The following is a 21,956-nucleotide window of genomic DNA, read 5'->3' on the forward strand; positions in this document are numbered from 1 at the left end:
AATTAATCAACAGATAGTTGCCGGTTCGCGGCAAAAATCCGGCAAACTTACAACTATCTGTCGAGAAAACAAAATTTTTGATTTTACCAGCTGGCTTTTTTAACTCCTGGTATCAATCCATTATTAGCCATTTCACGGAAAGTTACACGTGAAATACCGAATTGACGCATATACCCTCTAGGTCTTCCAGTTAATTTGCAACGGTTGTGCAAACGAACAGGAGAAGCATTTTTCGGTAATTTTTGTAGGCCTTCATAATCTCCAGCTTCTAATAAAGCTTTTCTTTTTTCAGCATACTTTGCTACCGTTTTTTCTCTTTTTACCTCACGGGCTTTCATTGATTCTTTAGCCATAACTTAATTCTTTTTAAAAGGTAATCCTAATTCTGCTAATAATGACTTCGCTTCTTTGTCTGTTTTTGCAGTCGTAACAAAGGTAATGTCCATTCCTGAGATTTTATTTACTTTGTCAATATCAATTTCTGGGAAAATGATTTGTTCCAAAACTCCAAGGTTGTAATTTCCTCTTCCGTCAAAACCAGTAGCTTTGATTCCGCTAAAGTCTCTTACTCGTGGCAATGAAGATGTAATCAATCTGTCTAAGAACTCATACATTCTTTCGCCACGCAAAGTAACTTTTGCACCAATTGGCATTCCTTTTCTCAATTTGAATGACGCAACGTCTTTCTTAGAAATAGTTGATACTGCTTTTTGACCTGTAATTTTTGTCAACTCTTCAACTGCATAATCGATAAGTTTTTTATCAGATACAGCGGCACCAACTCCACGGCTCAAAACGATTTTTTCCAATTTAGGAACTTGCATTACGTTTTTGTAACCGAATTCTTCTTTAAGTGCAGAGATCACTCTGTCCTTATATTCTTGTTTTAGTCTAGGTATATAAGCCATCACTATAATACTTGATTAGATTTTTTTGAAAATCTTACTTTCTTATCTCCTTCTACTTTCACACCTGTTCTTGTAGCTTCCTTAGTTTTAGGATCTATAAGAGATAGGTTAGAAATATGTATTGGAGCTTCTTTCTTAACGATACCACCTTGAGGGTTTTTCGCACTTGGTTTCGTGTGTTTTGAAACCATGTTAACACCTTCAACAATCGCTTTATTTTTTTCACGATCTACACGTACAACTTTACCTTCAGAACCTTTATGGTCACCTGCGATAACTCTTACTGTATCTCCTGATTTGATTTTTAGCTTTATCATCTTGTAAATAATTAAAGCACTTCTGGTGCTAATGATACAATCTTCATGAATTGTTTTTCACGAAGCTCTCTTGCTACTGGACCAAAAACACGAGTTCCTCTCATTTCACCTGCAGCATTCAAAAGAACACATGCATTGTCATCGAAACGGATATAAGAACCATCGGCTCTTCTCACTTCTTTTTTGGTACGTACAACAACTGCAGTTGAAACAGCTCCTTTTTTTACGTTTCCGTTTGGAGTTGCATCTTTGATAGATACTACAATCTTGTCACCAACAGAGGCATACCTTCTTTTGGTACCTCCTAAAACACGGATAGTTAAAACTTCTTTAGCTCCTGTGTTATCTGCTACTTTTAGTCTTGATTCTTGTTGTACCATAATTATTTAGCTCTTTCAATGATTTCAACTAATCTCCAACATTTTGATTTACTTAAAGGACGCGTTTCGCTAATTCTTACAGTATCTCCAATGTTACAGTCGTTTGTTTCGTCGTGTGCAACGTATTTTTTAGTTTTCAACACGAACTTACCGTATAAAGGGTGTTTTACTCTTCTTGTTTCAGAAACAACAATAGATTTCTCCATTTTATTGCTAGTAACAACACCGATTCTCTCTTTTCTTAAATTTCTTTTTTCTTCCATCTTTTAGCAGAATACAATTACTGTAGCTCTCTTTTGCTTAACTCTGTAGCGATTCTTGCAACTGATCTTCTTAGGCTTCTGATTTGAAGCGGATTTTCAATTGGAGAAATAGCGTGAGCATTTTTTAGGTCGGCATATGTCTTTTTTAACTGACTAAGTTTCTCTTGTAACTCAGCTGCAGACAGATCTTTAATTTCTGATTGTTTCATAATAAAAATTGATTATGCTTCGAAATCTCTAGCTACGACAAACTTAGTTTTTACTGGAAGTTTTTGTGCTGCAAGACGCAAAGCTTCTTTTGCAACAGACAAAGGTACTCCTCCAACTTCAAACATAATTCTTCCGGGTTTAACAACTGCAGCCCAATATTCAACTGCACCTTTACCTTTACCCATACGTACTTCAAGAGGCTTCTTTGTGATTGGTTTGTCTGGAAATATTTTGATCCATAATTGACCTTCTCTTTTCATAAAACGAGTTGCAGCGATACGTGCCGCCTCGATTTGACGAGAAGTTAGGAACATTCCAGTTTCATGAACAGATTTAATACCAAACATTCCATTAGAAAGTTCATGCCCTCTTTGAGAGTTTCCTTTCATTTTACCCTTCTGTACCTTGCGGTATTTTGTTCTTTTAGGCTGTAACATTTTTCTTTAATTTAAAAATTACTTTCTTTTACGTGGGTTTGGTTTGCTGTTTCTGTCAGATTTGCCACGAGGAGCATCTCCGCCTTTACCGCTTCCAGCTTGTTTTTTGTCCATTCCAACTAGTGGAGACAAATCACGTTTGCCGTAAACTTCACCTTTCATGATCCACACTTTGATTCCCATTCTACCGTAAGTAGTGTGAGCCTCAGCAAGTGCGTAATCAATGTCAGCTCTGAAAGTTGATAGAGGAATTCTTCCTTCTTTGAACATTTCTGAACGTGCCATCTCAGCACCGTTCAAACGACCTGAAATCATAACTTTCACACCTTCTGCGTTCATACGCATAGCGGCAGCGATAGCCATTTTAATTGCTCTTCTGTAAGAAATACGACTTTCAATTTGACGAGCAATGCTAGTACCTACTAGGTAAGCATCTAGTTCTGGTCTTTTAATTTCAAAGATGTTGATTTGAACCTCTTTGTCAGTAATTTTCTTAAGTTCTTCTTTCAACTTGTCTACCTCTTGGCCACCTTTCCCGATAATGATACCTGGTCTAGCAGTAGTGATAGTAACGGTTACAAGTTTCAAAGTTCTCTCGATGATTACTTTTGATACACTAGCTTTTGATAAACGAGCGTGGATGTACTTTCTGATTTTGTGATCTTCGGCAAGTTTGTCACCGTAATCATTTCCACCATACCAGTTTGAATCCCATCCTCTGATGATACCAAGCCTGTTTCCAATCGGATTTGTCTTTTGTCCCATCTTTATTAATTGCTTTGTGTGTTATCTAATTGTCCTAATACGATAGTTACGTGGTTAGAACGTTTTCTAATTCTATGTGCGCGACCTTGTGGAGCTGGACGAAGTCTTTTCAACATCATTCCACCATCTACTCTGATCTCTTTAATAATCAAGCCTGCTTCAGCTACGTTACCTTCTGCATTTTTCTGCTCCCAGTTGTTGATTGCAGATAACAAAAGTTTTTCTAACTTTCTTGAAGCTTCTTTAGAGCTGAATCTTAAAATATTCAAAGCTCTTTCCACTTTCTGACCTCTTACTAGATCTGCTACTAAGCGCATTTTTCTAGGTGAAGTAGGGCAGTTATTCAATTTTGCGAAGGCAACTTGCTTATTAGCTTCTTTGATGCCTTCAGCTCTTTCTCTTTTACGAACTCCCATTGCTTCTTATTTTTTACCTTTATTTTTTGCTCCAGCGTGACCTCTAAAAGATCTTGTTGGTGAAAATTCTCCTAATTTGTGACCTACCATGTTTTCTGTTACGTAAACCGGTACAAACTGACGACCGTTATGAACTGCGATAGTTTGTCCAACAAAATCTGGAGTAATCATCGAAGCTCTAGACCAAGTCTTTACAACTCCTTTGTTACCTTTTTCAATATTTTCTTGAACTTTCTTATCTAATTTATAGTGAACGAAAGGTCCTTTTTTTAATGAACGTGCCATATCTTATTATTTCTTTCTACGTTCTACGATATACTTGTTACTCGGATTTTGCTTAGAACGCGTTCTGTAACCTTTAGCAGGAACTCCGTTTCTTGAACGTGGGTGTCCTCCTGAAGAACGTCCTTCTCCACCACCCATTGGGTGATCAACAGGGTTCATCGCAACTGGTCTTGTTCTAGGTCTTCTACCTAACCATCTAGTTCTACCTGCTTTACCAGATACTACTAATTGATGATCAGAATTAGATACAGCTCCAATTGTAGCAGAACAAGTAAGCAAGATTAATCTTGTCTCACCTGAAGGCATTTTGATTGTAGCATATTTTCCATCTCTTGCCATTAATTGAGCGAAAGTTCCAGCAGAACGAGCAATAACAGCTCCTTGACCTGGACGCAACTCAATACAAGAGATAACAGTTCCCAAAGGAATTTTACTCAAAGGCAATGTATTACCGATTTCTGGAGATGCTTCTGGACCAGAAACTACTTTCTGACCAACTTGCAATCCGTTTTGAGCGATAATATAAGTTTTCTCTCCATCAGCATAAGCTAACAAAGCGATGAATGCAGTACGATTTGGATCGTATTCAATTGATTTCACAGAAGCTGGAATTCCATCTTTTGTTCTTTTGAAATCAATAATACGATATCTCTGCTTGTGACCACCACCCGTATAACGCATGGTCATCTTTCCTTGACTATTTCTACCTCCTGAGTTTTTTATCGGTGCGATCAATGAACGCTCCGGCTTATCAGTTGTAATGGCGTCAAAACCATTAACAACTCTAAAACGCTGACCCGGGGTAATAGGTTTTAATTTTCTAACTGACATGTTTCTGCCTTATTTATTAGATATTATTATAAAAATCTATCGTTTCTCCTTCTTGTACTTGAACAATTGCTTTTTTATAAGCATTTGTCTTTCCATTGATAATACCACTTTTAGTGTATTTAGTAGATCTATCAGCTCTGTAGTTCATTGTGTTCACTTCAACAACTGTAATTCCATAAGCTGCCTCGATAGCATTCTTAATTTGAATTTTGTTTGCTCTTTTGTCAACAATGAATCCAAAGCGATTGAAAACCTCACCATCTTTGGTAATTTTTTCTGTAATTATAGGTTTAATTATGATACTCATGGCCTATTATTTGCTTAAATTTTCTTCAATTCCTTCTAAAGACCCTTCTAAAAGCACTAAATTATTTGCATTTAAAATAGCATAAGTACTTAATTCTGAACTAGTTACAACGCTAGACGCCTTTAAATTGCGTGAGGACAAATATACATTTTTATTTGACTCTCCCAACACAAACAAAGATTTTTTATTCTCTAACCCTAAAGCTTTCAAAACGTTAATGAAATTTTTAGTGTTTGGAACTTCAAAATTGAAATCTTCTAATACTATAATATTTGACTCTTTTGCTTTAATTGAGAAAGCCGATTTTCTTGCCAAACGTTTCAAGTTTTTATTCAATTTGAATGAATAGCTTCTTGGTCTTGGGCCGAAAACTGTACCTCCACCTTTAAACAAAGGGTTCTTAGCACTACCAGCACGAGCTGTACCTGTTCCTTTTTGCTTTTTAATCTTACGAGTAGATCCTGCAACTTCAGCTCTTTCTTTAGCTTTGTGCGTTCCTTGTCTTTGGTTAGCAAGATATTGCTTTACATCAAGGTATACTGCGTGATTATTTGGCTCAATTGCGAATACTGAATCAGAAAGAGTGATCGTTCTGCCAGTTTCTTTTCCGTTGAAATTTAAAACTTTTACTTCCATTACTTCTGAATGATTACATAAGAGTTATTGTGTCCTGGAACACATCCTTTTACTAAAAGTAGGTTCTTCTCAGCAACAACTTTCAAAACTCTTAAATTTTGAACAGTCACATTATCAGTTCCCATTCTTCCTGCCATACGCATTCCTTTGAATACTCTAGAAGGATAAGAAGAAGCTCCTACAGATCCTGGCGCTCTTAAACGGTTGTGCTGACCATGTGTAGCTTGTCCAACACCACCAAAACCGTGACGTTTTACAACACCTTGGAAACCTTTACCTTTAGATACACCTTGAACATCTACAAATTCGCCTTCTGTAAAAACATCAACTGTTAATACATCACCTAATTTGTGTTCGTTTTCAAACTTGAATTCAACGACTTTTTTCTTAGCAACAGTACCAGCTTTTTTAAAGTGACCTAAGTCAGCTTTAGTGGAGTGTTTCTCGTTTTTGTCATCGAAACCAAGTTGTAACGCTTCATACCCGTCAACACCTTTGGTTCTGACTTGGGTAACAACGCATGGTCCAGCTTCGATTACTGTACAAGGAATGTTTTTCCCGTTTTCATCGAAAATACTAGTCATGCCGATTTTTCTACCAATTAACCCAGACATAAAATATTAATTATTAATTATTAAAATACAAAATATAGAACACATTATTTAAACGACGTTCTATTTTTGGAGGCGCAAAAGTATAAATAATTTGCGGTTATTCCTAAAAATATTTTTTCGTCTAAATAATGTGTTACTTTCTTAATGAGATACTTATACTTTGATCTCTACTTCAACTCCACTTGGCAACTCTAATTTCATTAGAGCGTCGATTGTTTTTGATGAAGAAGAATAAATGTCTAACAATCTTTTGTATGACATTACTTCAAATTGCTCTCTTGATTTTTTGTTAACGTGCGGAGAACGCAACACAGTAAAAATCTTTTTGTGAGTTGGCAACGGAATTGGTCCTGTTACCACTGCACCTGTACTTTTTACAGTTTTTACAATCTTCTCAGCAGACTTGTCTACCAAATTGTGATCGTAAGATTTTAGTTTTATTCTGATTTTTTGACTCATTTTTCTTTAGAATTAAGCGTTACCTTTTGCTTTTTTGATTACCGCTTCTGAAATATTAGAAGGCGTTTCAGCATAGTGAGAAAACTCCATTGTTGAAGTAGCTCTACCTGATGACAATGTTCTTAATGTTGTAACATAACCGAACATTTCTGATAATGGCACATCAGCCTTGATAGTTTTAGCACCATTTCTGTCACCCATATCATTTACTTGACCTCTACGACGGTTCAAGTCACCAACGATATCACCCATGTTTTCTTCTGGAGTAATAACCTCAATTTTCATGATAGGCTCAAGGATAACAGCACCTGCAGCTTTTCCAGACTCTTTGTAACCCATTTTCGCAGCTAATTCGAAAGAAAGAGCATCAGAATCCACAGGGTGGAAAGATCCGTCTAATAAAGTTACTTTCAAGCTATCTACAGCATATCCTGCTAAAGGACCTTGCTTCATAGCTTCTCTGAAACCTTTTTCAACAGCTGGGATATATTCTTTAGGAACGTTACCACCTTTTACTTCGTTAACAAATTGCAATCCAACTGGAACTTTACCGTCAACTTCATCAGCAGGCTCGATTCTAAATACGATATCACCGAATTTACCACGACCTCCAGATTGTTTTTTGTACGTTTCTCTATGTTGAGCTGATCTTGTGAACGCTTCTTTATATTCTACTTGAGGCTCACCTTGGTTTACCTCTACTTTGAACTCACGTTTCATTCTATCAACCAAGATATCTAAGTGAAGCTCACCCATACCTGAGATAATAGTTTGACCTGAAGCCTCATCTGTTCTAACTGTAAACGTTGGATCTTCTTCAGCCAATTTAGCCAAAGCCATACCCATTTTATCTACGTCAGCCTTAGTCTTAGGCTCAATCGCGATACCAATTACCGGATCAGGGAATTTCATTGACTCAAGAATGATTGGGTGTTTTTCATCACACAATGTATCTCCAGTTTTGATATCCTTAAATCCAACAGCAGCTCCAATATCTCCAGCCTCAATGTACTCGATAGGATTTTGCTTGTTAGCGTGCATTTGGTAGATACGAGAGATTCTTTCTTTGTTTCCTGAACGCGTGTTCAAAACATAAGAACCTGCATCTAAACGACCAGAATAAGCACGGAAGAAAGCCAAACGACCTACAAATGGGTCAGTTGCAATCTTAAATGCAAGAGCAGCAAATGGCTCTTTTACATCTGGCTTACGCAAGATTTTAGTTTGGTCTTCTTCTAATAAATCAGCATCATCAGGATCAATTCCTTCGATACCTTCTTTATCTAACGGAGAAGGCAAATATTTACATACAGCATCCAACATGAACTGAACTCCTTTGTTTTTGAAAGAAGAACCAGCAATCATAGGAATGATAGCCATGTCAATTGTGGCCGCTCTTAATGCTGTGTTGATTTCCTCTTCAGTAATAGAAGATTCATCTTCCATATACTTATCTAAAAGGTTTTCATCATAATCAGCAACTGCCTCGATCAAGATAGAACGGTATTGTTTAACTTCGTCAACCATATCCGCAGGGATAGGCACGATATCAAACGTAGCACCTTGTGTTTCATCATGCCATACGATAGCTTGATTTTTCACTAAGTCAACCACACCTTTAAAGTCGATCTCATCACCGATTGGCAACGTAATTGCCACAGCGTTTGATTTCAACATATCACGAACCTGTTGGCAAACTCCTAAGAAGTTTGAACCTTGACGGTCCATTTTATTTACGAATCCCATACGAGGAACTCTGTATTGGTCAGCAAGTCTCCAGTTAGTCTCAGATTGAGGCTCAACACCATCAACTGCACTAAACAAGAAAACCAATCCATCTAATACTCTCAAAGAACGGTTTACCTCAACGGTAAAGTCAACGTGTCCAGGAGTATCGATGATGTTAAAGTGATAAGGCTTGCTTTCCGGAAGTGCTTTTCCTTGTTCAGTTGGAAAGTTCCACTCACAAGTTGTAGCAGCAGAAGTAATTGTAATACCTCTCTCTTGCTCTTGAGCCATCCAGTCCATTGTTGCAGCACCATCGTGCACCTCACCAATCTTATGTGATTTTCCAGTATAAAAAAGGATACGCTCAGTTGTTGTTGTTTTACCAGCATCAATATGAGCAGCAATTCCGATATTTCTTGTGTATTTTAAATCTCTAGCCATTTCTTAATGATTAAAATCTAAAGTGAGAGAATGCTTTGTTTGCTTCAGCCATCTTGTGAGTATCCATTCTCTTTTTAACAGCAGCACCTTCTTCTTTAGCAGCAGCTAAAACTTCAGAAGCTAGTTTTTGAGCCATAGATTTCTCATTTCTTCTACGAGCATAAAGTATCATCCACTTCATTGCCATAGAGATTTTACGATCTGGTCTGATTTGCATTGGGATTTGGAATGTAGCTCCACCAACTCTACGGCTACGTACTTCTACGTGAGGCATAACGTTAGTCAAAGCATCTTTCCAGATTTCCAATGAAGATTTTTCTGCGTCTTGTTTCTTGTTTTCTACGATTTCCAATGCATCATAGAATACTTTGAAAGCAGTTGATTTTTTACCATCCCACATTAAGTTGTTCACAAAACGCGTTACTAACTGATCGTTAAATTTTGGATCTGGTAAAAGAGGTCTTTTTTTGGCCTGTCTTTTTCTCATGTCTTTACTTTAAAAGTTTAAATTACTTTTTTGCTTCTTTTGGGCGTTTTGCACCATACTTAGATCTTCTTTGCGTTCTTCCTGCAACACCTGATGTATCAAGCGCTCCACGAACGATGTGGTATCTAACTCCTGGTAAATCTTTTACCCTTCCACCCCTAACTAATACTATCGAGTGCTCTTGTAGGTTATGTCCTTCTCCAGGGATATAAGCATTCACCTCATTACCATTTGTCAAACGTACACGCGCTACTTTACGCATTGCAGAGTTTGGTTTTTTTGGTGTAGTAGTGTAAACACGCGTACAAACCCCTCTTCTTTGAGGACAAGAATCTAAAGCAACCGATTTACTCTTCTTAGTTATCTGAGTTCTTCCAGTTCTTACTAATTGTTGAATTGTTGGCATAATTAATACTAAAATATATTATGATTTAATTTCCCGCTTTTTACGGGGTTGCAAATGTAATAATTATTTTTTTTTAAACAAACCTTAATTCATTAATTTTCAAACAGATTAGCCAACATTTATTTTTTATATATTATTCGTTGGATTTTTGCGTTACTTTTACTGAGGCTTACAAATAGTAAAATGCTTAAAAATATTTGAGCACCAAAAGCCATCCGTTTTAACAATTAGCTTATTTTGAAAAGTTTTCTTTTTATTTCTTTTTGTATTTTTTTCAGCCTAAACGCATTGGGCCAAAAGCTTCATTTAAAGATTACGGCCGATTCTCAAAGTGATTTAAAAACAATAGATTCTATCGGTTATGTAAAAAATCACAGCAATGCCAAAAGCATTGTTGATGAAGCCAATATTTTTTCTGAAAAACTGAAACGTTTCGGCTTTTTAGAAAATGAAATTCTAGAAAATAAGAAACAAAACGACAGCACTTTCCTGTTCAAGTTTCAATTGGGCCAAAAGACCAAATCCATACATATATATATAGGTCGCAATTCGGAATTACAAAAACTGGGAATTTTAGAAAATACTGAAGACACTTTAAAACTTGCTTTTAGCGAAACGGAAACCTTCTTCACTACTACTTTGAACACTTTGGAACGCCGCGGGTATTCCTTAGCGAAGCTTCAATTGGTAAACTTGAAAAAACAGAAAGGCATTCTCTTGGCCGATTTGAGTTTCGAAACTGAAAAATTACGCCAAGTCAATGATATTGTAATCAACGGTTATGATAAATTTCCCGAAGGACACAAAAAGGAAATCAAGCGCCGCTATCGCAACAAGGTCTTTAATCAGGAAAGCCTCAAAAACATCCATAATGATTTCAATCAGTTTCAGTTCGTCACTCAGACCAAATACCCTGAAATCTTATTTATGAATGACACGACTAAAGTCTATGTCTATGTAGAAAAATCAAAACCAAATCGTTTTGACGGTTTTATAGGTTTTGGAAATGACGACAATGGCGACTTGAAAGTAAATGGCTATCTCGACCTGCTGCTTGTCAATTCCCTAAATGTAGGCGAACGTTTCAATTTATACTGGAAAAGTGATGGAAACGACCAGAAGACCTTCAACGTCAATATCGAGTTGCCTTATATTTTCAGGAGCCCTCTAGGCATCAAGGCACAATTGAATATTTTTAAGCAGGACAGCACATTCCAAAACACGCAGACGGCTATTGACCTGGGCTATTATTTTAATTACAACACCAGACTGTACGTCGGCTACCAGTCAACAGAATCTAATGATATCCAAAACCTGAACAGTTCAACGATAACTGATTTTGACAATTCTTTCTTTACTTCCAATTTTGAGTTTACCAAATTCAGAAACGAAGATTTTTTATTTCCAGACAAAACGTTAATCAATATTAAGGGAGGTGTAGGGAAGAGAAATTCTGAAGCTTCAAAAAACAACCAATTCTTCACCAATATTGATCTCCGGCATAACTTCTATTTGAACAATAAAAATATCGTCGCCATCCGGAGCCAGAATTTCCTACTGCAAAGCGACAGTTATATCACCAACGAGCTCTTCCGTTTCGGAGGCATCAACTCGATTCGCGGCTTTAACGAAAATAGCTTACAGGCCAATCTTTTCTCTTCGATACTTACAGAATACAGATATGTCTTGGCCCCAACAATTTATATCCATTCTATTATCGACTTTGGCTATTACCAAGACAAGACCACAGACAATGATGGCAACTTGCTTGGCTTGGGATTTGGATTTGGCTTGTTGACAAAAAACGGATTGTTCAATATTGTTTATGCAAACGGAAGTACGGGCAATCAGCAAATCAAGCTATCTAACTCAATTGTTCATATTAGCTTTAAAGCCAGATTTTAACAATTAATACTTCAAAACATCAATATAGTAAAAACAATTTTAAAAAAAGTATAGGTTTGTTAAGATTTTATTAAGAAATTTGATTTAACTAATTCAAACCTATACATAATGAAAACAAAGTTAAATGGTCTATTAACGCTAGTCCTGGCGTTAATTATGCAGATTTCATTTGCGCAAGAAAGGACAATTTCAGGCACTGTTGCGGACGAAAGCGGGTTACCGCTCCCTGGAGTCAGTATCGCCATCAAAGGAACTACAAACGGCACGCAAACCGATTTCGATGGCAAATTCCAAATCAAGGCCTCTCCTACTGACATCCTAGTTTTCAGTTTCATGGGGATGGCGACTCAAGAAGTTCCAGCCACCGCTACTAATTTCAACATTATTTTAAAAGACGATGCTACACAGCTTGAGACCGTTGTAGTAACCGCTCTTGGGATAAGAAGAAACCCAAAAGAGCTGAGTTATTCCACGCAGGTTGTCAAATCCGATGAGCTGAACCAAGCCAAAGCCGTAAATGCTGCAACTGCCTTGGTCGGAAAAGTTTCAGGATTGCAGATTAACACGATCAACAGCGGTGTTAATCCGCAAACAAGAGTTGTGCTTAGAGGCGCAAGATCTATCTCTGGGAATAATGAAGCTTTGATCGTAATTGACGGAGTTCCTTCCGCCTTGAATACGTTAAGCGAGCTGAATCCGAATGATATCGAGAGCACTACTATCCTAAAAGGAGCCAATGCGGCAGCTCTTTATGGCTCCGCCGGATCAAACGGAGCTATCATGATTACTACTAAAAAAGGAAAAAATGGCAAGATGACCTTACAAGTCAACTCGACAATTACATTTGAGAAAGTACAATTTATTCCAGATAGACAGACAAAATTCGGACAAGGATGGGCTGGAGAGCTTGATCCTGTAGAAAACACAAACTGGGGAGCACCATTAGACGGATCATTAGTACAGGTTGGTCCTGAATTGGCTGATGGAACCATCAGAGAATTTACATATACTGCCAGAAAAAATAATATTAAAGATTTTTTCAATGTTGGTACAACAAAACAAAATGGTTTTTCTATATCGCAAGGCGACGAAAACAGCAACCTGTTCTTCTCGGCTCAAGATGTAAAAACGGAAGGAATTATACCTGGAGATGTTTATCATAAAAACACATTTAGATTAAACACGAGCAAAACCTCTGGAAACTGGAATGTTGCTGGGAACGTTTCTTACTTTACAGACAAGACCGATGTTGCTGGAAACCTAACTGGAAGCGATGACGAATCATCCTTTTTTAGCGAGCCTGACGGCGGACGAAGCGTCTATAGCCAGTTACTGCAAACTCCTATCAACATCCCATTAGAAGTTTATTCGCAAGGAGATTTACAAGATTATTTTACAAATTATGCCTATAACCCATATTGGATTTTAAAGAATTCGCGTCAAGTTTCGTATTCTGACAGGTTCCAAGGTTCTATCGACTTAGGCTACAAAGTAAACGATTGGTTCAATGTATTATACAGAGGAGGTTTAAGCTTATTGACATCCACTTTCAAAAACACCAACAATGGGCATATTTTCACCGACGGAAGCGGCCGTGAAGATTTAAACCAAGGAGTTTCTGACGGTTCAAATTATGAAAGAAGAATCAACAGCGACTTGATGTTCAATTTCGACTTTAAGCTTAACGATGACATTAGCGCAAAAATTACGCTTGGCCAAAACATCAGAGACATCAAGACAAAAGAATTGGGAATCCGAGGGGACAACTTAGTGGTTGAAGGGCTCTATAACGTATCTATGAGAACTGGAGAGTTGAGAGGAGCCGAATTCAATTCTAGGCTAAGAAGCATCGGACTTTACGGCAGTGCTGAAATTGGATTTAGAGACTATTTGTTCTTGAACGTTACGGGAAGAAACGACTGGTCTTCTGCCTTGATAAAAGAGAACAATTCTTTCTTCTACCCTAGTTATGGCGTTTCGTTCATACCAACATCTGCTTTCCCTGAATTGAAAGGAAACGTATTAACGTTCGCAAAAGTAACAGCGAGTTATACTAAAGTAGGAAATTCAACTTCTGCCTATGCCAATCAAAACACATACATCAGGTCGGTAGGATTTCCTTATGGCGACTTGACTTCTTTCAACCTGAGCAACACCGTAGCTTTGGCTAATTTAAAACCAGAGTTTACGACTTCAAAAGAATTTGACCTGAATTTAGAGTTCTTCAAAAAAAGAATATCACTTGATGCCAGCTATTATATTTCTAACTCTACAGACCAAATCATTAATGCGGCAGCCTCTTCTTCTTCAGGAGCGACAAGAGCATTGCTGAATGCTGGAGAATTACAGACGAAAGGATTTGAATTGGATTTAGGCTTCACACCAATACAGACCGAAGATTGGAACTGGGATCTAAGAGTAAGCTATAGTGCTCCAAAGACAGAAGTAAAAAGCTTATTGCCTGGTGTTAATGAACTTTCTTTAGGTGGATTTACTACAGCTGGAGTTTATGCTGTTGTTGGTGAAGAATATCCGATCATCAAAGGAACTGCTTATGAAAGAGACGATCAAGGAAGAGTAATCATTGACCAAGCAACGGGTAATCCTATACAGTCTTCTGCCTTGAAAAATCTAGGAAAAACAACTCCTGACTATATCGTAGGTCTTTCAACAAACTTGAACTACAAAGGATTTAGGCTATCGGCTGTTTTTGATTACAGAACTGGTCACGTATTCTATAACGAAATTGGGCAGATGCTTGATTTTACAGGTTCATCAGTACAAAGTGCTCAATCCGGAAGGTTACCGTTCGTATTTCCTAATTCATCCTACCAAAGCGCTCCAGGAGTGTATACGCCAAATACAAGCATTACCACTTCAAGCGGAGGTCAGCCATTCTGGGATTCGGTATACAGCAACATTTCAGAAAACTACGTAGTAGATGCGACCGCTTTCAAATGCCGTGAGATTGCATTCAGTTATACTTTTTCTAAAAAAATGCTAGACAATTCTCCTTTTGAAGGCATCACTATCGGAGCTAATGCAAGAAACGTATTTATGATCCTGCCAAAAGCAAACAGATACACAGATCCAGAGTTTGGATTCACTACCGGAAATGCTGTAGGAGTTGGAAGCGTAGATGAAGTTCCTCCGACTAGAACCTATGGTTTCAACGTTACTTTAACCTTCTAATTCAAGAAAAATGAAAAATATATTCAAAAAAAGCGCATTATTAATTGCTCCTTTTTTCTTGCTGTTTTCCTGCAGCGACTATCTAGATATTAATGAAGATCCAAATAATCCGACAAACGTTAAACCTGAATTGCTGTTGGCCAGTTCGCAAAATTCAGGAGCCCAAAGGCTAAATGTCAGGATGAACCAAGTTGGGAATTTCATGGTATACAACTGGTCTAATAACATCGAAGAATTTATTGCCTATCAAGATGAAATGCAATATATCGTCAACAGTACTTTCTATAATGATGTTTGGGACAATCTATATTTGACGATTTCCAATTTCAACCAAATTGACCAGACTACCTTAGAAGGCTATGACAATTACAGAGGAATTGCTAAGATAATGAAGGCTTTCTATTTTCAATATCTTGTAGATTTATACGGAGATATCCCTTACACAGAGGCATTACAAAGAGATAAAGAATTGACTCCTGTATATGACGATGCAGAATTTGTATATGATGACTTAATCGTGCAGTTAGATGCAGCTATCGACTTGATCAAAAATGCTCCTTCAGATGCTTTAAGTCCCGAAGACAATGACATTATGCTTCATGGCGATATGGACGAATGGGTAAAATTTGCCAATACTATAAAAATGAGAATCCTTATCCGTCAATCTGGAATGCCTTCTAAACAAGCTTATATTGCAGATAAATTCCAAGACATCATAGAAGAAGGAAGCGGGTTCATAACTGAAAATGTGACAAGCAATCCTGGGTATATAACCAGTACAGGAAAGATGAATCCGTTTTTTGAAACGTACGGAACAACATTATCAGGAAGTCCAACCAGTGACAACCGATCTTTAAAAGGAACGAAATACACTATCGATTATCTTTCTAACACAAACGATACCCGATTGGAAAAAATCTATGCTCCAATTCCTGGCGGAGGTTTTGCAGGAATAAACCAAGGCGCTCCAGATGAACAAGGAACAGTGGTTGTCCCTTTCTCAGGATTAGGAAACGGCGTATTAAAGAACTTCACTCAAGATGCTTATATCTTAACTGCTGCAGAAAGCTATTTGCTGCAAGCGGAAGCTGTCGTAAAAGGATATATGCCAGGAACTGCGCAGACATTGTATGAGTCAGGAATTCAAGCTTCTTATGAGACTTTAGGATTGACAGCAGCCCAAGCAACAACTTATTATTCTCAATCTACCAATCTTATCGGATGGACAGCTTCTGCTGGAAATGAATTGGAGGCTATTGGAACTCAAAAATGGATTGCCTTAAACAGCATAAACGGAATCGAATCTTGGATTGAATACACGAGAACCGGCTTCCCTTCTGGAATTCCTTTATCATTGATTGCCAGCAGGCCGCAACGCCCTATCCGATTAATGTATCCTAATTCAGAATATGTAGCAAATTCTGCAAATGTTCCAAACCAGACTACTGACGATGCTTTTACATCTCCTATTTTTTGGGATAACTAATAAAATATGACTATGAAAAACTTTAAATTCAAAATAGTGATTGTTGCCATTATAGTAGCAACACTCTCCTCCTGCCTCGTAGATGATGATGTAACAGATTTTGGTAACGGAGTAAACATTATCGATTTTCCATCTAGCACTATTGACGGTACGTTTGATATCGGCATGGAAGAAGCCGAATTCGAGGTTCCGGCTAGATTGGTTGGCGGCAATGGCTCGGCAGCTCCTTCTGATGTGGCAGTTACCTATGAAATTGATCCTGCAAAGACAACTGCTGTAGAAGGCACGAACTTTGTGATTCTAAACAATGGAACTTTCACTTTTCCAGCTGGCGAAACGGAAACTACATTCCCGATCAAGATACTTTCTTCATCTTTAGATCCTGATCTGCCAGTTCCTTTGACAATAGCGTTAAAACTAACAACAGCAACTGGAAACTTTCCTGTTGGAGTTTCCACAAAAGAATCTACTGGAACGATTATAATCAACCTAAAACCATTATGTCCGATTACAGACGATTTGTCTGGAACGCATTCTTATACGCAAACAGCAATGCAAGTAGGTGATGGCGAAGGAACTAGTACTGGCAATGCAATTTCTGGCACAATCAGCGGTACCGTGACATGGACTGAAGCGGCTCCAGGTGCAGGTCAAGAAGCTGGGCGAGTAGGAAAATACAGTCTTGATGATGCTTCGTTCGGTCTTTATGAGCAAGTGTATGAAGACGATCCTGCAGTTGGACCAGATGGCGCTTTCTTTACATGGGTATGTCGTGAATTCCTTTTTAGCGGATCCGACCAATATGCAGATACCTTTACTTACAACATCATCAGCGTTACGGGACCTGTCATGGTATTCACATGGAGAAATACATGGGGAGATGGCGGAACAGTTACGCTAACCCGAGAAGGCAATGTAGACTGGCCTGAGGTTTTCCAAACAAATTAGTTTTTACTTTTAAATAACAGAAAGCTGGCGGTTAAATCTGCCAGCTTTTTTATTTTTATTTCTTTATAACTTTACGCTATCTTTGCCCCATGGAAAAAGAACACCAAATTTTCGGAATCAGGGCAATTATTGAAGCCATTCAGGCAGGAAAAGAGATTGATAAAGTATTCATCCAAAAAGATGCGCAAGGCGAATTGATGAAAGACCTGATGAAGGTCATGAAACGCGCCAGCGTAAATTTCTCCTACGTTCCTGTAGAAAAATTGAACAAGCTGACACCAAGCAATCACCAAGGCGCTGTTGCCACGATTGCTCCGATTTCTTTCCATAATCTTGAAACTTTGATCGAAGAAGTTGCAGAAAGCGGCAAGACTCCCCTATTTCTTATCCTAGACCAAATATCCGATGCCCGTAATTTCGGAGCTATAATTAGGACAGCAGAATGTACTGGCGTAAACGGAATCATCGTTCAAAAACAAGGCTCTGCTCCTGTAAACGGCGATACCGTAAAAACATCTGCCGGAGCTGTTTTTAATGTGCCTATCTGCAAAGTAGAACATATCAAAGATGCTATCTTCCACCTTCAAGGATCAGGAATAAAAACCATTGCGGCTACCGAAAAAACAGACCAGAATATTTACGACCTTGAATTAAACGAGCCGATAGCAATTATCATGGGTTCTGAAGACCGAGGCGTTAATCCATCTGTTTTAAAGATTGTAGATGAAAAAGCAAAGCTTCCAATGTTTGGTACGATTGCTTCGCTAAATGTGTCTGTAGCTTGCGGTGCTTTTCTTTATGAAGCTGTAAGGCAAAGAAGCTAAAAGCAATCAATCTTCCTTCTTTTCGATAATGCCATCATGACTATCTTCTGGATTGGCAGGAACGACGTTATAGAATACATTAAAATTTGATCTGAAAAATTCCTCATTCCTAATTTCAATATCTTCTTCTGGTTTAGGAAGATTCCGGAAATTACCGTTTTCATCAAAATGCCTCATAAATAAATCCTCCTCGGGATTAAAATCGGGTTTTTCCCAGTCATAAACAATAGGCTTTTGGTATTCGGGAGTCTTTATGACTAAAGAAAAAATATAGCCTGTAATAAGTCCTGCTAAATGACCTTCCCATGAAATTCCCTGCTGTACGCCTGGAAAAATATACCATATCATTCCTCCGTACAATAAAATGATGGTCAGCGACAAAGCAACCAGTCTGTAATATTTTGTCTGGATACCTTTAAAAAAGATAAAACTCACTAAGACATAAATCAAGCCGCTGGCACCAATATGATAGGATTCTCTTCCGATAACCCATGTCAAAAAGCCGGAAAGTAATATGCCATACCCTATCACTTTCAACGCCTGATTTCGATAAAAGAAACGAAGCGCCGCCACCAAAAGAAATAACGGAATAGAGTTATTATAAAGATGCTCGATATCCCCATGAAGAAATGGACTGAACAAGATGCCTCTCAATCCCGTAAAAGTTCTAGGATAAATTCCAAATTCCGTGAGGTTAAGCTTAAAGCGTATTTCTGCCCAAAAAATAATCCACAAAAAGACTACGAAAAATAATGGCCATGCCAAAACTGAGGGGGAGAATTTTAGATTTTTGTCGTCCATTGCTTTTGTAAGATTATTATTCTTCAAAAAACAGTCAAAAATTTATCCACTTTTTTTTGGGTGCTATTTTGTCAGCATCACAGAAAAAAAATCACTCATTGCAAAAGCAAAAAACGATATAAACCTAAATTGGTTTATTTAAATTTTCACAAAAGTTTGTGCGCTTCAATCTCAAAAAAACTTGTACAATTCTGTAATTTTACAAAATGGAAGCACCATTAGCAGAACGAATTCGTCCACAACAACTCGAAGATTACCTCGGCCAGCCGCAATTGGTAGGTCCGAACGGGTCATTGACACAGCAAATCGCAAAAGGAATCATTCCTTCATTAATTTTCTGGGGACCACCTGGTACCGGAAAAACGACTTTGGCTCAAATTATCGCGCAAGAATCAAAACGTCCGTTTTATATCTTGAGCGCGATCAATTCTGGCGTAAAAGACGTGCGTGATGTTATTGACAAAGCCAAACAGAGCGGCGGATTATTTACTGCTAAAAACCCTATCCTCTTTATTGACGAGATACATCGCTTTAGCAAATCACAGCAAGATTCACTTTTAGCAGCTGTAGAAAAAGGCTGGGTGACATTAATCGGCGCGACTACAGAAAACCCTAGTTTTGAAGTAATTCCCGCCTTACTGTCGCGTTGTCAGGTCTACATATTAAATGCTTTCTCAAAATCAGACCTCGAAGCCTTGCTCGAAAGAGCCATGAGGACAGATGTTTTTTTAAAAGAAAAGAATATCGAACTGAAAGAAACTGAAGCTTTACTAAGACTTTCAGGTGGAGACGGCCGTAAACTGCTGAATATTTTCGACCTTGTGGTGAATGCTTCAAACGACGAAAAGATTGTAATCACCAATGATTCTGTCCTAAAACTCGTGCAGCAAAACACTGTATTGTATGACAAAACTGGCGAGCAGCATTATGATATCATCTCTGCTTTTATAAAATCCATACGCGGCAGCGATCCGAACGGAGCGGTATATTGGCTGGCGCGAATGATTGAAGGAGGCGAAGACGTCAAATTTATCGCAAGACGTATGCTGATTCTTTCCAGTGAAGACATTGGCAATGCCAACCCAACTGCCTTCATCATGGCTAATAATACGTTTCAGGCCGTGTCCACGATAGGCTATCCAGAGAGCAGGATAATCTTGAGTCAATGTGCCGTGTATCTGGCAACTTCTCCTAAAAGTAATTCCTCTTATATGGCAATCGGAAAAGCACAGCAGATTGTAAAACAGACTGGAGACTTGCCCATTCCGATCCATTTGAGAAATGCGCCGACAAAACTGATGAAAGAGTTAGGTTATGGGGAAGATTATAAATATGCCCATGACTATCAAAACAACTTTGCAGAACAAGAGTTCTTGCCGGATGAAATAAAAAATACCCCTATCTATATTCCAGGAAATAATTCCAGGGAAAATTCGACAAGGGAATTTTTAAAAAATCGTTGGAAAGACAAATACGGATATTAGCCTAGAATTTAATCAGCAGTTTTTCTGAAACCAGCTTTTCGTCTTTATAGTATTCTAAAATCCATTCTCCATTCTTTTTTATTACTGCACCATTAATCGTTTCGGATTGTGCCGTAAAATAATCTGGTTGTGAAGTCTTGAATATTTTAAGCACTACTTTCGGCGTTTTATCAATAAGCTGATACCCATTCGGGATTGGCTGAGCGAAAAGCATATCAGCTGCATCTTCAGGAGCTGCTGAAGATTTAGGAGCTGTGCTCGTAGAGGCTGTGTTAGTTGCAATAGCTGGTCCTTTATACTTATAGCCGTAATTGTAAAGCTGCCCAAACGCTTTTTCTAAAGCTTCAGGATAGGCAACTTCATATTCTTTTACTGTACTTTTACCTGCCTCTGTTTTATAAACCACCTTGTTATTGCAGTCCTTAAACACGATTACAAGTTTTGTAGCCAACAAGGAATTTTCTTTTTCTACATCAACAAACAACTTGTTGCATCTATCGCCACCAGCTTCTTGAGGCAGGTTTTCATTTTCATAAAAAGCAAGGAATCCTATTTTTGTAAGGTTGAATTTGGTAATCGTATTAAGTCTAAATTTATTATCTCCTTGCAAAAAATCATAACGCACAGGAACGATGACATATTTATAGTCATTTAGCACTTTTTGTGCTGAAGCTGCAAGGGAAATAAATAACGATAAAATCAGGATGTATTTTTTCATATTGAGTAACTCTTAAGTGTTTAAAGATATTTTTTTAAAGCCAGTAAATGATTTACCTGCTTGATATTTGGATGTGTTTCTAAATTATGTTCATTAAAAAAGATGACATCGAGTCCTACATTCAATGCGCCTTCGATATCGGCTTCTAGATTATCGCCAATCATAATGCTTGTTTCTTTGGAACATTTTGCCAGATCTAAAGCATAATTAAATATTTGAGGATGGGGCTTCTTCACCCCAGCATTTTCAGAATTCGTAATCGTTTCAAAATAATGCACTATGTTAGAATTGACCAGTTTATTATTCTGAATCTGGTGGAATCCATTTGTAATGATATGCAGTCGGTATTTTGGCTTCAAATACTCCAAAAGCTCAATCGTTCCATCATAAAGATGGTTGAATTGTGGAAGATAGTGAATGTATTCTTCCGCAAGCAGATGAATCATGGCATCATCAATCTCAAATTCCAATTCAGTAAAAGCATCTTTCAGCCTGCCATAACGCAATTGCTCTTGCGTGACTTCATCATTTTGATACAGCTTCCAATATTTGGTATTTATAGGCACATATCGCGTCACAAAATCCTGAACATTTACGCCTATTTTATGCTTTTCAAGAACCGTTTCAAATGCCAGTGCCGAGTTCTTTTCAAAATCCCACAACGTGTGGTCTAAATCAAAGAAAATATCTAAAATCTTCGTTTCCAAT

At 37.9% G+C, this 21,956-nt stretch carries 27 protein-coding genes; 6 read left to right on the forward strand and 21 right to left on the reverse strand.

Annotated features, from left to right (window positions below):
* Nucleotides 1-83: 83 nt before the first annotated feature.
* The 18 genes from rpsN to rpsL form a co-directional block, all read right to left on the reverse strand.
* Nucleotides 84-353, reverse strand: a complete 270-nt coding sequence (gene rpsN / locus CLV94_RS12430; protein ID WP_035637316.1) for a 30S ribosomal protein S14 — start codon at nucleotides 351-353, stop codon at nucleotides 84-86.
* A gap of 3 nt (nucleotides 354-356) precedes the next feature.
* The gene (rplE, locus tag CLV94_RS12435; RefSeq protein ID WP_121376819.1) at nucleotides 357-908 is read right to left on the reverse strand and encodes a 50S ribosomal protein L5; all 552 of its coding nucleotides are present in this window, start codon (nucleotides 906-908) and stop codon (nucleotides 357-359) included.
* A 2-nt stretch (nucleotides 909-910) separates the two neighbouring features.
* Complete coding sequence (rplX, locus tag CLV94_RS12440) at nucleotides 911-1,225, reverse strand: 50S ribosomal protein L24 (RefSeq protein ID WP_121376820.1); 315 nt, start codon at nucleotides 1,223-1,225, stop codon at nucleotides 911-913.
* An 11-nt stretch (nucleotides 1,226-1,236) separates the two neighbouring features.
* Nucleotides 1,237-1,605 (reverse strand): 50S ribosomal protein L14, encoded by a 369-nt coding sequence (gene rplN, locus CLV94_RS12445; RefSeq protein WP_007803649.1) that lies wholly within the window; start codon nucleotides 1,603-1,605, stop codon nucleotides 1,237-1,239.
* Nucleotides 1,606-1,607: 2 nt separating this feature from the next.
* On the reverse strand, nucleotides 1,608-1,868 hold the full coding sequence (gene rpsQ / locus CLV94_RS12450; protein ID WP_121376821.1) for a 30S ribosomal protein S17: 261 nt from the start codon (nucleotides 1,866-1,868) through the stop codon (nucleotides 1,608-1,610).
* Nucleotides 1,869-1,885: 17 nt separating this feature from the next.
* Complete coding sequence (gene rpmC / locus CLV94_RS12455) at nucleotides 1,886-2,077, reverse strand: 50S ribosomal protein L29 (protein ID WP_121376822.1); 192 nt, start codon at nucleotides 2,075-2,077, stop codon at nucleotides 1,886-1,888.
* Between the two features lie 12 nt (nucleotides 2,078-2,089).
* On the reverse strand, nucleotides 2,090-2,515 hold the full coding sequence (gene rplP, locus CLV94_RS12460; protein WP_121376823.1) for a 50S ribosomal protein L16: 426 nt from the start codon (nucleotides 2,513-2,515) through the stop codon (nucleotides 2,090-2,092).
* Between the two features lie 18 nt (nucleotides 2,516-2,533).
* Nucleotides 2,534-3,280 carry a 30S ribosomal protein S3 gene (gene rpsC, locus CLV94_RS12465; protein ID WP_121376824.1) on the reverse strand — a complete coding sequence of 249 codons (747 nt, stop codon included), beginning with the start codon at nucleotides 3,278-3,280 and terminating at the stop codon, nucleotides 2,534-2,536.
* 5 nt (nucleotides 3,281-3,285) lie between these two features.
* Nucleotides 3,286-3,696, reverse strand: a complete 411-nt coding sequence (gene rplV / locus CLV94_RS12470) for a 50S ribosomal protein L22 (RefSeq protein WP_121376825.1) — start codon at nucleotides 3,694-3,696, stop codon at nucleotides 3,286-3,288.
* Between the two features lie 6 nt (nucleotides 3,697-3,702).
* Nucleotides 3,703-3,981 carry a 30S ribosomal protein S19 gene (gene rpsS / locus CLV94_RS12475; RefSeq protein WP_014085019.1) on the reverse strand — a complete coding sequence of 93 codons (279 nt, stop codon included), beginning with the start codon at nucleotides 3,979-3,981 and terminating at the stop codon, nucleotides 3,703-3,705.
* A gap of 6 nt (nucleotides 3,982-3,987) precedes the next feature.
* Complete coding sequence (gene rplB / locus CLV94_RS12480) at nucleotides 3,988-4,812, reverse strand: 50S ribosomal protein L2 (RefSeq protein WP_121376826.1); 825 nt, start codon at nucleotides 4,810-4,812, stop codon at nucleotides 3,988-3,990.
* Between the two features lie 16 nt (nucleotides 4,813-4,828).
* A complete protein-coding gene (gene rplW, locus CLV94_RS12485) occupies nucleotides 4,829-5,119 on the reverse strand; it encodes a 50S ribosomal protein L23 (protein WP_121376827.1) in 291 nt (96 codons plus the stop codon).
* 6 nt (nucleotides 5,120-5,125) lie between these two features.
* Nucleotides 5,126-5,755: a 50S ribosomal protein L4 gene (rplD, locus tag CLV94_RS12490; RefSeq protein ID WP_121376828.1), complete on the reverse strand. Its 630-nt coding sequence runs from the start codon at nucleotides 5,753-5,755 to the stop codon at nucleotides 5,126-5,128.
* A complete protein-coding gene (rplC, locus tag CLV94_RS12495; RefSeq protein WP_121376829.1) occupies nucleotides 5,755-6,369 on the reverse strand; it encodes a 50S ribosomal protein L3 in 615 nt (204 codons plus the stop codon). The genes rplD and rplC overlap by 1 nt, the downstream gene beginning before the upstream one ends.
* A gap of 153 nt (nucleotides 6,370-6,522) precedes the next feature.
* Nucleotides 6,523-6,828, reverse strand: a complete 306-nt coding sequence (rpsJ, locus tag CLV94_RS12500; RefSeq protein ID WP_056068841.1) for a 30S ribosomal protein S10 — start codon at nucleotides 6,826-6,828, stop codon at nucleotides 6,523-6,525.
* Nucleotides 6,829-6,840: 12 nt separating this feature from the next.
* Nucleotides 6,841-8,997 (reverse strand): elongation factor G, encoded by a 2,157-nt coding sequence (gene fusA / locus CLV94_RS12505; RefSeq protein ID WP_121376830.1) that lies wholly within the window; start codon nucleotides 8,995-8,997, stop codon nucleotides 6,841-6,843.
* Between the two features lie 10 nt (nucleotides 8,998-9,007).
* A complete protein-coding gene (rpsG, locus tag CLV94_RS12510; protein ID WP_121376831.1) occupies nucleotides 9,008-9,484 on the reverse strand; it encodes a 30S ribosomal protein S7 in 477 nt (158 codons plus the stop codon).
* A gap of 22 nt (nucleotides 9,485-9,506) precedes the next feature.
* The gene (gene rpsL, locus CLV94_RS12515; protein ID WP_007136570.1) at nucleotides 9,507-9,890 is read right to left on the reverse strand and encodes a 30S ribosomal protein S12; all 384 of its coding nucleotides are present in this window, start codon (nucleotides 9,888-9,890) and stop codon (nucleotides 9,507-9,509) included.
* A gap of 288 nt (nucleotides 9,891-10,178) precedes the next feature.
* Between rpsL and CLV94_RS12520 the strand changes: the two genes are divergently transcribed.
* The 5 genes from CLV94_RS12520 (at nucleotide 10,179) to rlmB (ending at nucleotide 18,245) form a co-directional block, all read left to right on the forward strand.
* Nucleotides 10,179-11,795, forward strand: coding sequence for a BamA/TamA family outer membrane protein (locus CLV94_RS12520; RefSeq protein WP_245982558.1), 1,617 nt, complete (start codon nucleotides 10,179-10,181; stop codon nucleotides 11,793-11,795).
* Nucleotides 11,796-11,903: 108 nt separating this feature from the next.
* Nucleotides 11,904-14,987, forward strand: a complete 3,084-nt coding sequence (locus CLV94_RS12525) for a SusC/RagA family TonB-linked outer membrane protein (RefSeq protein ID WP_121376833.1) — start codon at nucleotides 11,904-11,906, stop codon at nucleotides 14,985-14,987.
* A gap of 10 nt (nucleotides 14,988-14,997) precedes the next feature.
* The gene (locus CLV94_RS12530) at nucleotides 14,998-16,473 is read left to right on the forward strand and encodes a SusD/RagB family nutrient-binding outer membrane lipoprotein (protein WP_121376834.1); all 1,476 of its coding nucleotides are present in this window, start codon (nucleotides 14,998-15,000) and stop codon (nucleotides 16,471-16,473) included.
* Nucleotides 16,474-16,485: 12 nt separating this feature from the next.
* Nucleotides 16,486-17,421: a DUF1735 domain-containing protein gene (locus tag CLV94_RS12535; protein WP_170148798.1), complete on the forward strand. Its 936-nt coding sequence runs from the start codon at nucleotides 16,486-16,488 to the stop codon at nucleotides 17,419-17,421.
* Nucleotides 17,422-17,510: 89 nt separating this feature from the next.
* A complete protein-coding gene (gene rlmB, locus CLV94_RS12540; RefSeq protein WP_121376836.1) occupies nucleotides 17,511-18,245 on the forward strand; it encodes a 23S rRNA (guanosine(2251)-2'-O)-methyltransferase RlmB in 735 nt (244 codons plus the stop codon).
* Between the two features lie 6 nt (nucleotides 18,246-18,251).
* Here rlmB and CLV94_RS12545 read toward each other — a convergent pair whose 3' ends face one another.
* A complete protein-coding gene (locus CLV94_RS12545) occupies nucleotides 18,252-19,046 on the reverse strand; it encodes a rhomboid family intramembrane serine protease (RefSeq protein WP_121376837.1) in 795 nt (264 codons plus the stop codon).
* 206 nt (nucleotides 19,047-19,252) lie between these two features.
* Between CLV94_RS12545 and CLV94_RS12550 the strand changes: the two genes are divergently transcribed.
* Nucleotides 19,253-20,530 (forward strand): replication-associated recombination protein A, encoded by a 1,278-nt coding sequence (locus CLV94_RS12550; RefSeq protein ID WP_121376838.1) that lies wholly within the window; start codon nucleotides 19,253-19,255, stop codon nucleotides 20,528-20,530.
* A gap of 1 nt (nucleotide 20,531) precedes the next feature.
* On the opposite strand, the gene CLV94_RS12555 is transcribed toward CLV94_RS12550, so the two are convergent.
* Complete coding sequence (locus CLV94_RS12555) at nucleotides 20,532-21,248, reverse strand: hypothetical protein (RefSeq protein ID WP_121376839.1); 717 nt, start codon at nucleotides 21,246-21,248, stop codon at nucleotides 20,532-20,534.
* A gap of 20 nt (nucleotides 21,249-21,268) precedes the next feature.
* Nucleotides 21,269-21,955 carry a YjjG family noncanonical pyrimidine nucleotidase gene (locus CLV94_RS12560; protein WP_121376840.1) on the reverse strand — a complete coding sequence of 229 codons (687 nt, stop codon included), beginning with the start codon at nucleotides 21,953-21,955 and terminating at the stop codon, nucleotides 21,269-21,271.
* Between the last annotated feature and the right edge of the window lies 1 nt (nucleotide 21,956).

The sequence above is a fragment of the Flavobacterium endophyticum genome (genome assembly GCF_003634455.1).
GTDB lineage: Bacteria > Bacteroidota > Bacteroidia > Flavobacteriales > Flavobacteriaceae > Flavobacterium > Flavobacterium endophyticum.

Coding starts and splice junctions, on each gene's coding strand:
- rplW (WP_121376827.1), bottom strand. CDS start 5,119: ATGAGTATCATAATTAAACCTATAATTACAGAAAAAATTACCAAAGAT.
- rpsS (WP_014085019.1), bottom strand. CDS start 3,981: ATGGCACGTTCATTAAAAAAAGGACCTTTCGTTCACTATAAATTAGAT.
- rplD (WP_121376828.1), bottom strand. CDS start 5,755: ATGGAAGTAAAAGTTTTAAATTTCAACGGAAAAGAAACTGGCAGAACG.
- rpsQ (WP_121376821.1), bottom strand. CDS start 1,868: ATGGAAGAAAAAAGAAATTTAAGAAAAGAGAGAATCGGTGTTGTTACT.
- fusA (WP_121376830.1), bottom strand. CDS start 8,997: ATGGCTAGAGATTTAAAATACACAAGAAATATCGGAATTGCTGCTCAT.
- CLV94_RS12555 (WP_121376839.1), bottom strand. CDS start 21,248: ATGAAAAAATACATCCTGATTTTATCGTTATTTATTTCCCTTGCAGCT.
- rpmC (WP_121376822.1), bottom strand. CDS start 2,077: ATGAAACAATCAGAAATTAAAGATCTGTCTGCAGCTGAGTTACAAGAG.
- CLV94_RS12530 (WP_121376834.1), top strand. CDS start 14,998: ATGAAAAATATATTCAAAAAAAGCGCATTATTAATTGCTCCTTTTTTC.
- rplB (WP_121376826.1), bottom strand. CDS start 4,812: ATGTCAGTTAGAAAATTAAAACCTATTACCCCGGGTCAGCGTTTTAGA.
- rplP (WP_121376823.1), bottom strand. CDS start 2,515: ATGTTACAGCCTAAAAGAACAAAATACCGCAAGGTACAGAAGGGTAAA.
- rplV (WP_121376825.1), bottom strand. CDS start 3,696: ATGGGAGTTCGTAAAAGAGAAAGAGCTGAAGGCATCAAAGAAGCTAAT.
- rplE (WP_121376819.1), bottom strand. CDS start 908: ATGGCTTATATACCTAGACTAAAACAAGAATATAAGGACAGAGTGATC.
- rplN (WP_007803649.1), bottom strand. CDS start 1,605: ATGGTACAACAAGAATCAAGACTAAAAGTAGCAGATAACACAGGAGCT.
- rlmB (WP_121376836.1), top strand. CDS start 17,511: ATGGAAAAAGAACACCAAATTTTCGGAATCAGGGCAATTATTGAAGCC.
- rplC (WP_121376829.1), bottom strand. CDS start 6,369: ATGTCTGGGTTAATTGGTAGAAAAATCGGCATGACTAGTATTTTCGAT.
- rpsC (WP_121376824.1), bottom strand. CDS start 3,280: ATGGGACAAAAGACAAATCCGATTGGAAACAGGCTTGGTATCATCAGA.
- rpsL (WP_007136570.1), bottom strand. CDS start 9,890: ATGCCAACAATTCAACAATTAGTAAGAACTGGAAGAACTCAGATAACT.
- rplX (WP_121376820.1), bottom strand. CDS start 1,225: ATGATAAAGCTAAAAATCAAATCAGGAGATACAGTAAGAGTTATCGCA.
- rpsJ (WP_056068841.1), bottom strand. CDS start 6,828: ATGAGTCAAAAAATCAGAATAAAACTAAAATCTTACGATCACAATTTG.
- rpsN (WP_035637316.1), bottom strand. CDS start 353: ATGGCTAAAGAATCAATGAAAGCCCGTGAGGTAAAAAGAGAAAAAACG.
- CLV94_RS12550 (WP_121376838.1), top strand. CDS start 19,253: ATGGAAGCACCATTAGCAGAACGAATTCGTCCACAACAACTCGAAGAT.
- rpsG (WP_121376831.1), bottom strand. CDS start 9,484: ATGAGAAAAAGACAGGCCAAAAAAAGACCTCTTTTACCAGATCCAAAA.
- CLV94_RS12545 (WP_121376837.1), bottom strand. CDS start 19,046: ATGGACGACAAAAATCTAAAATTCTCCCCCTCAGTTTTGGCATGGCCA.
- CLV94_RS12525 (WP_121376833.1), top strand. CDS start 11,904: ATGAAAACAAAGTTAAATGGTCTATTAACGCTAGTCCTGGCGTTAATT.
- CLV94_RS12535 (WP_170148798.1), top strand. CDS start 16,486: ATGAAAAACTTTAAATTCAAAATAGTGATTGTTGCCATTATAGTAGCA.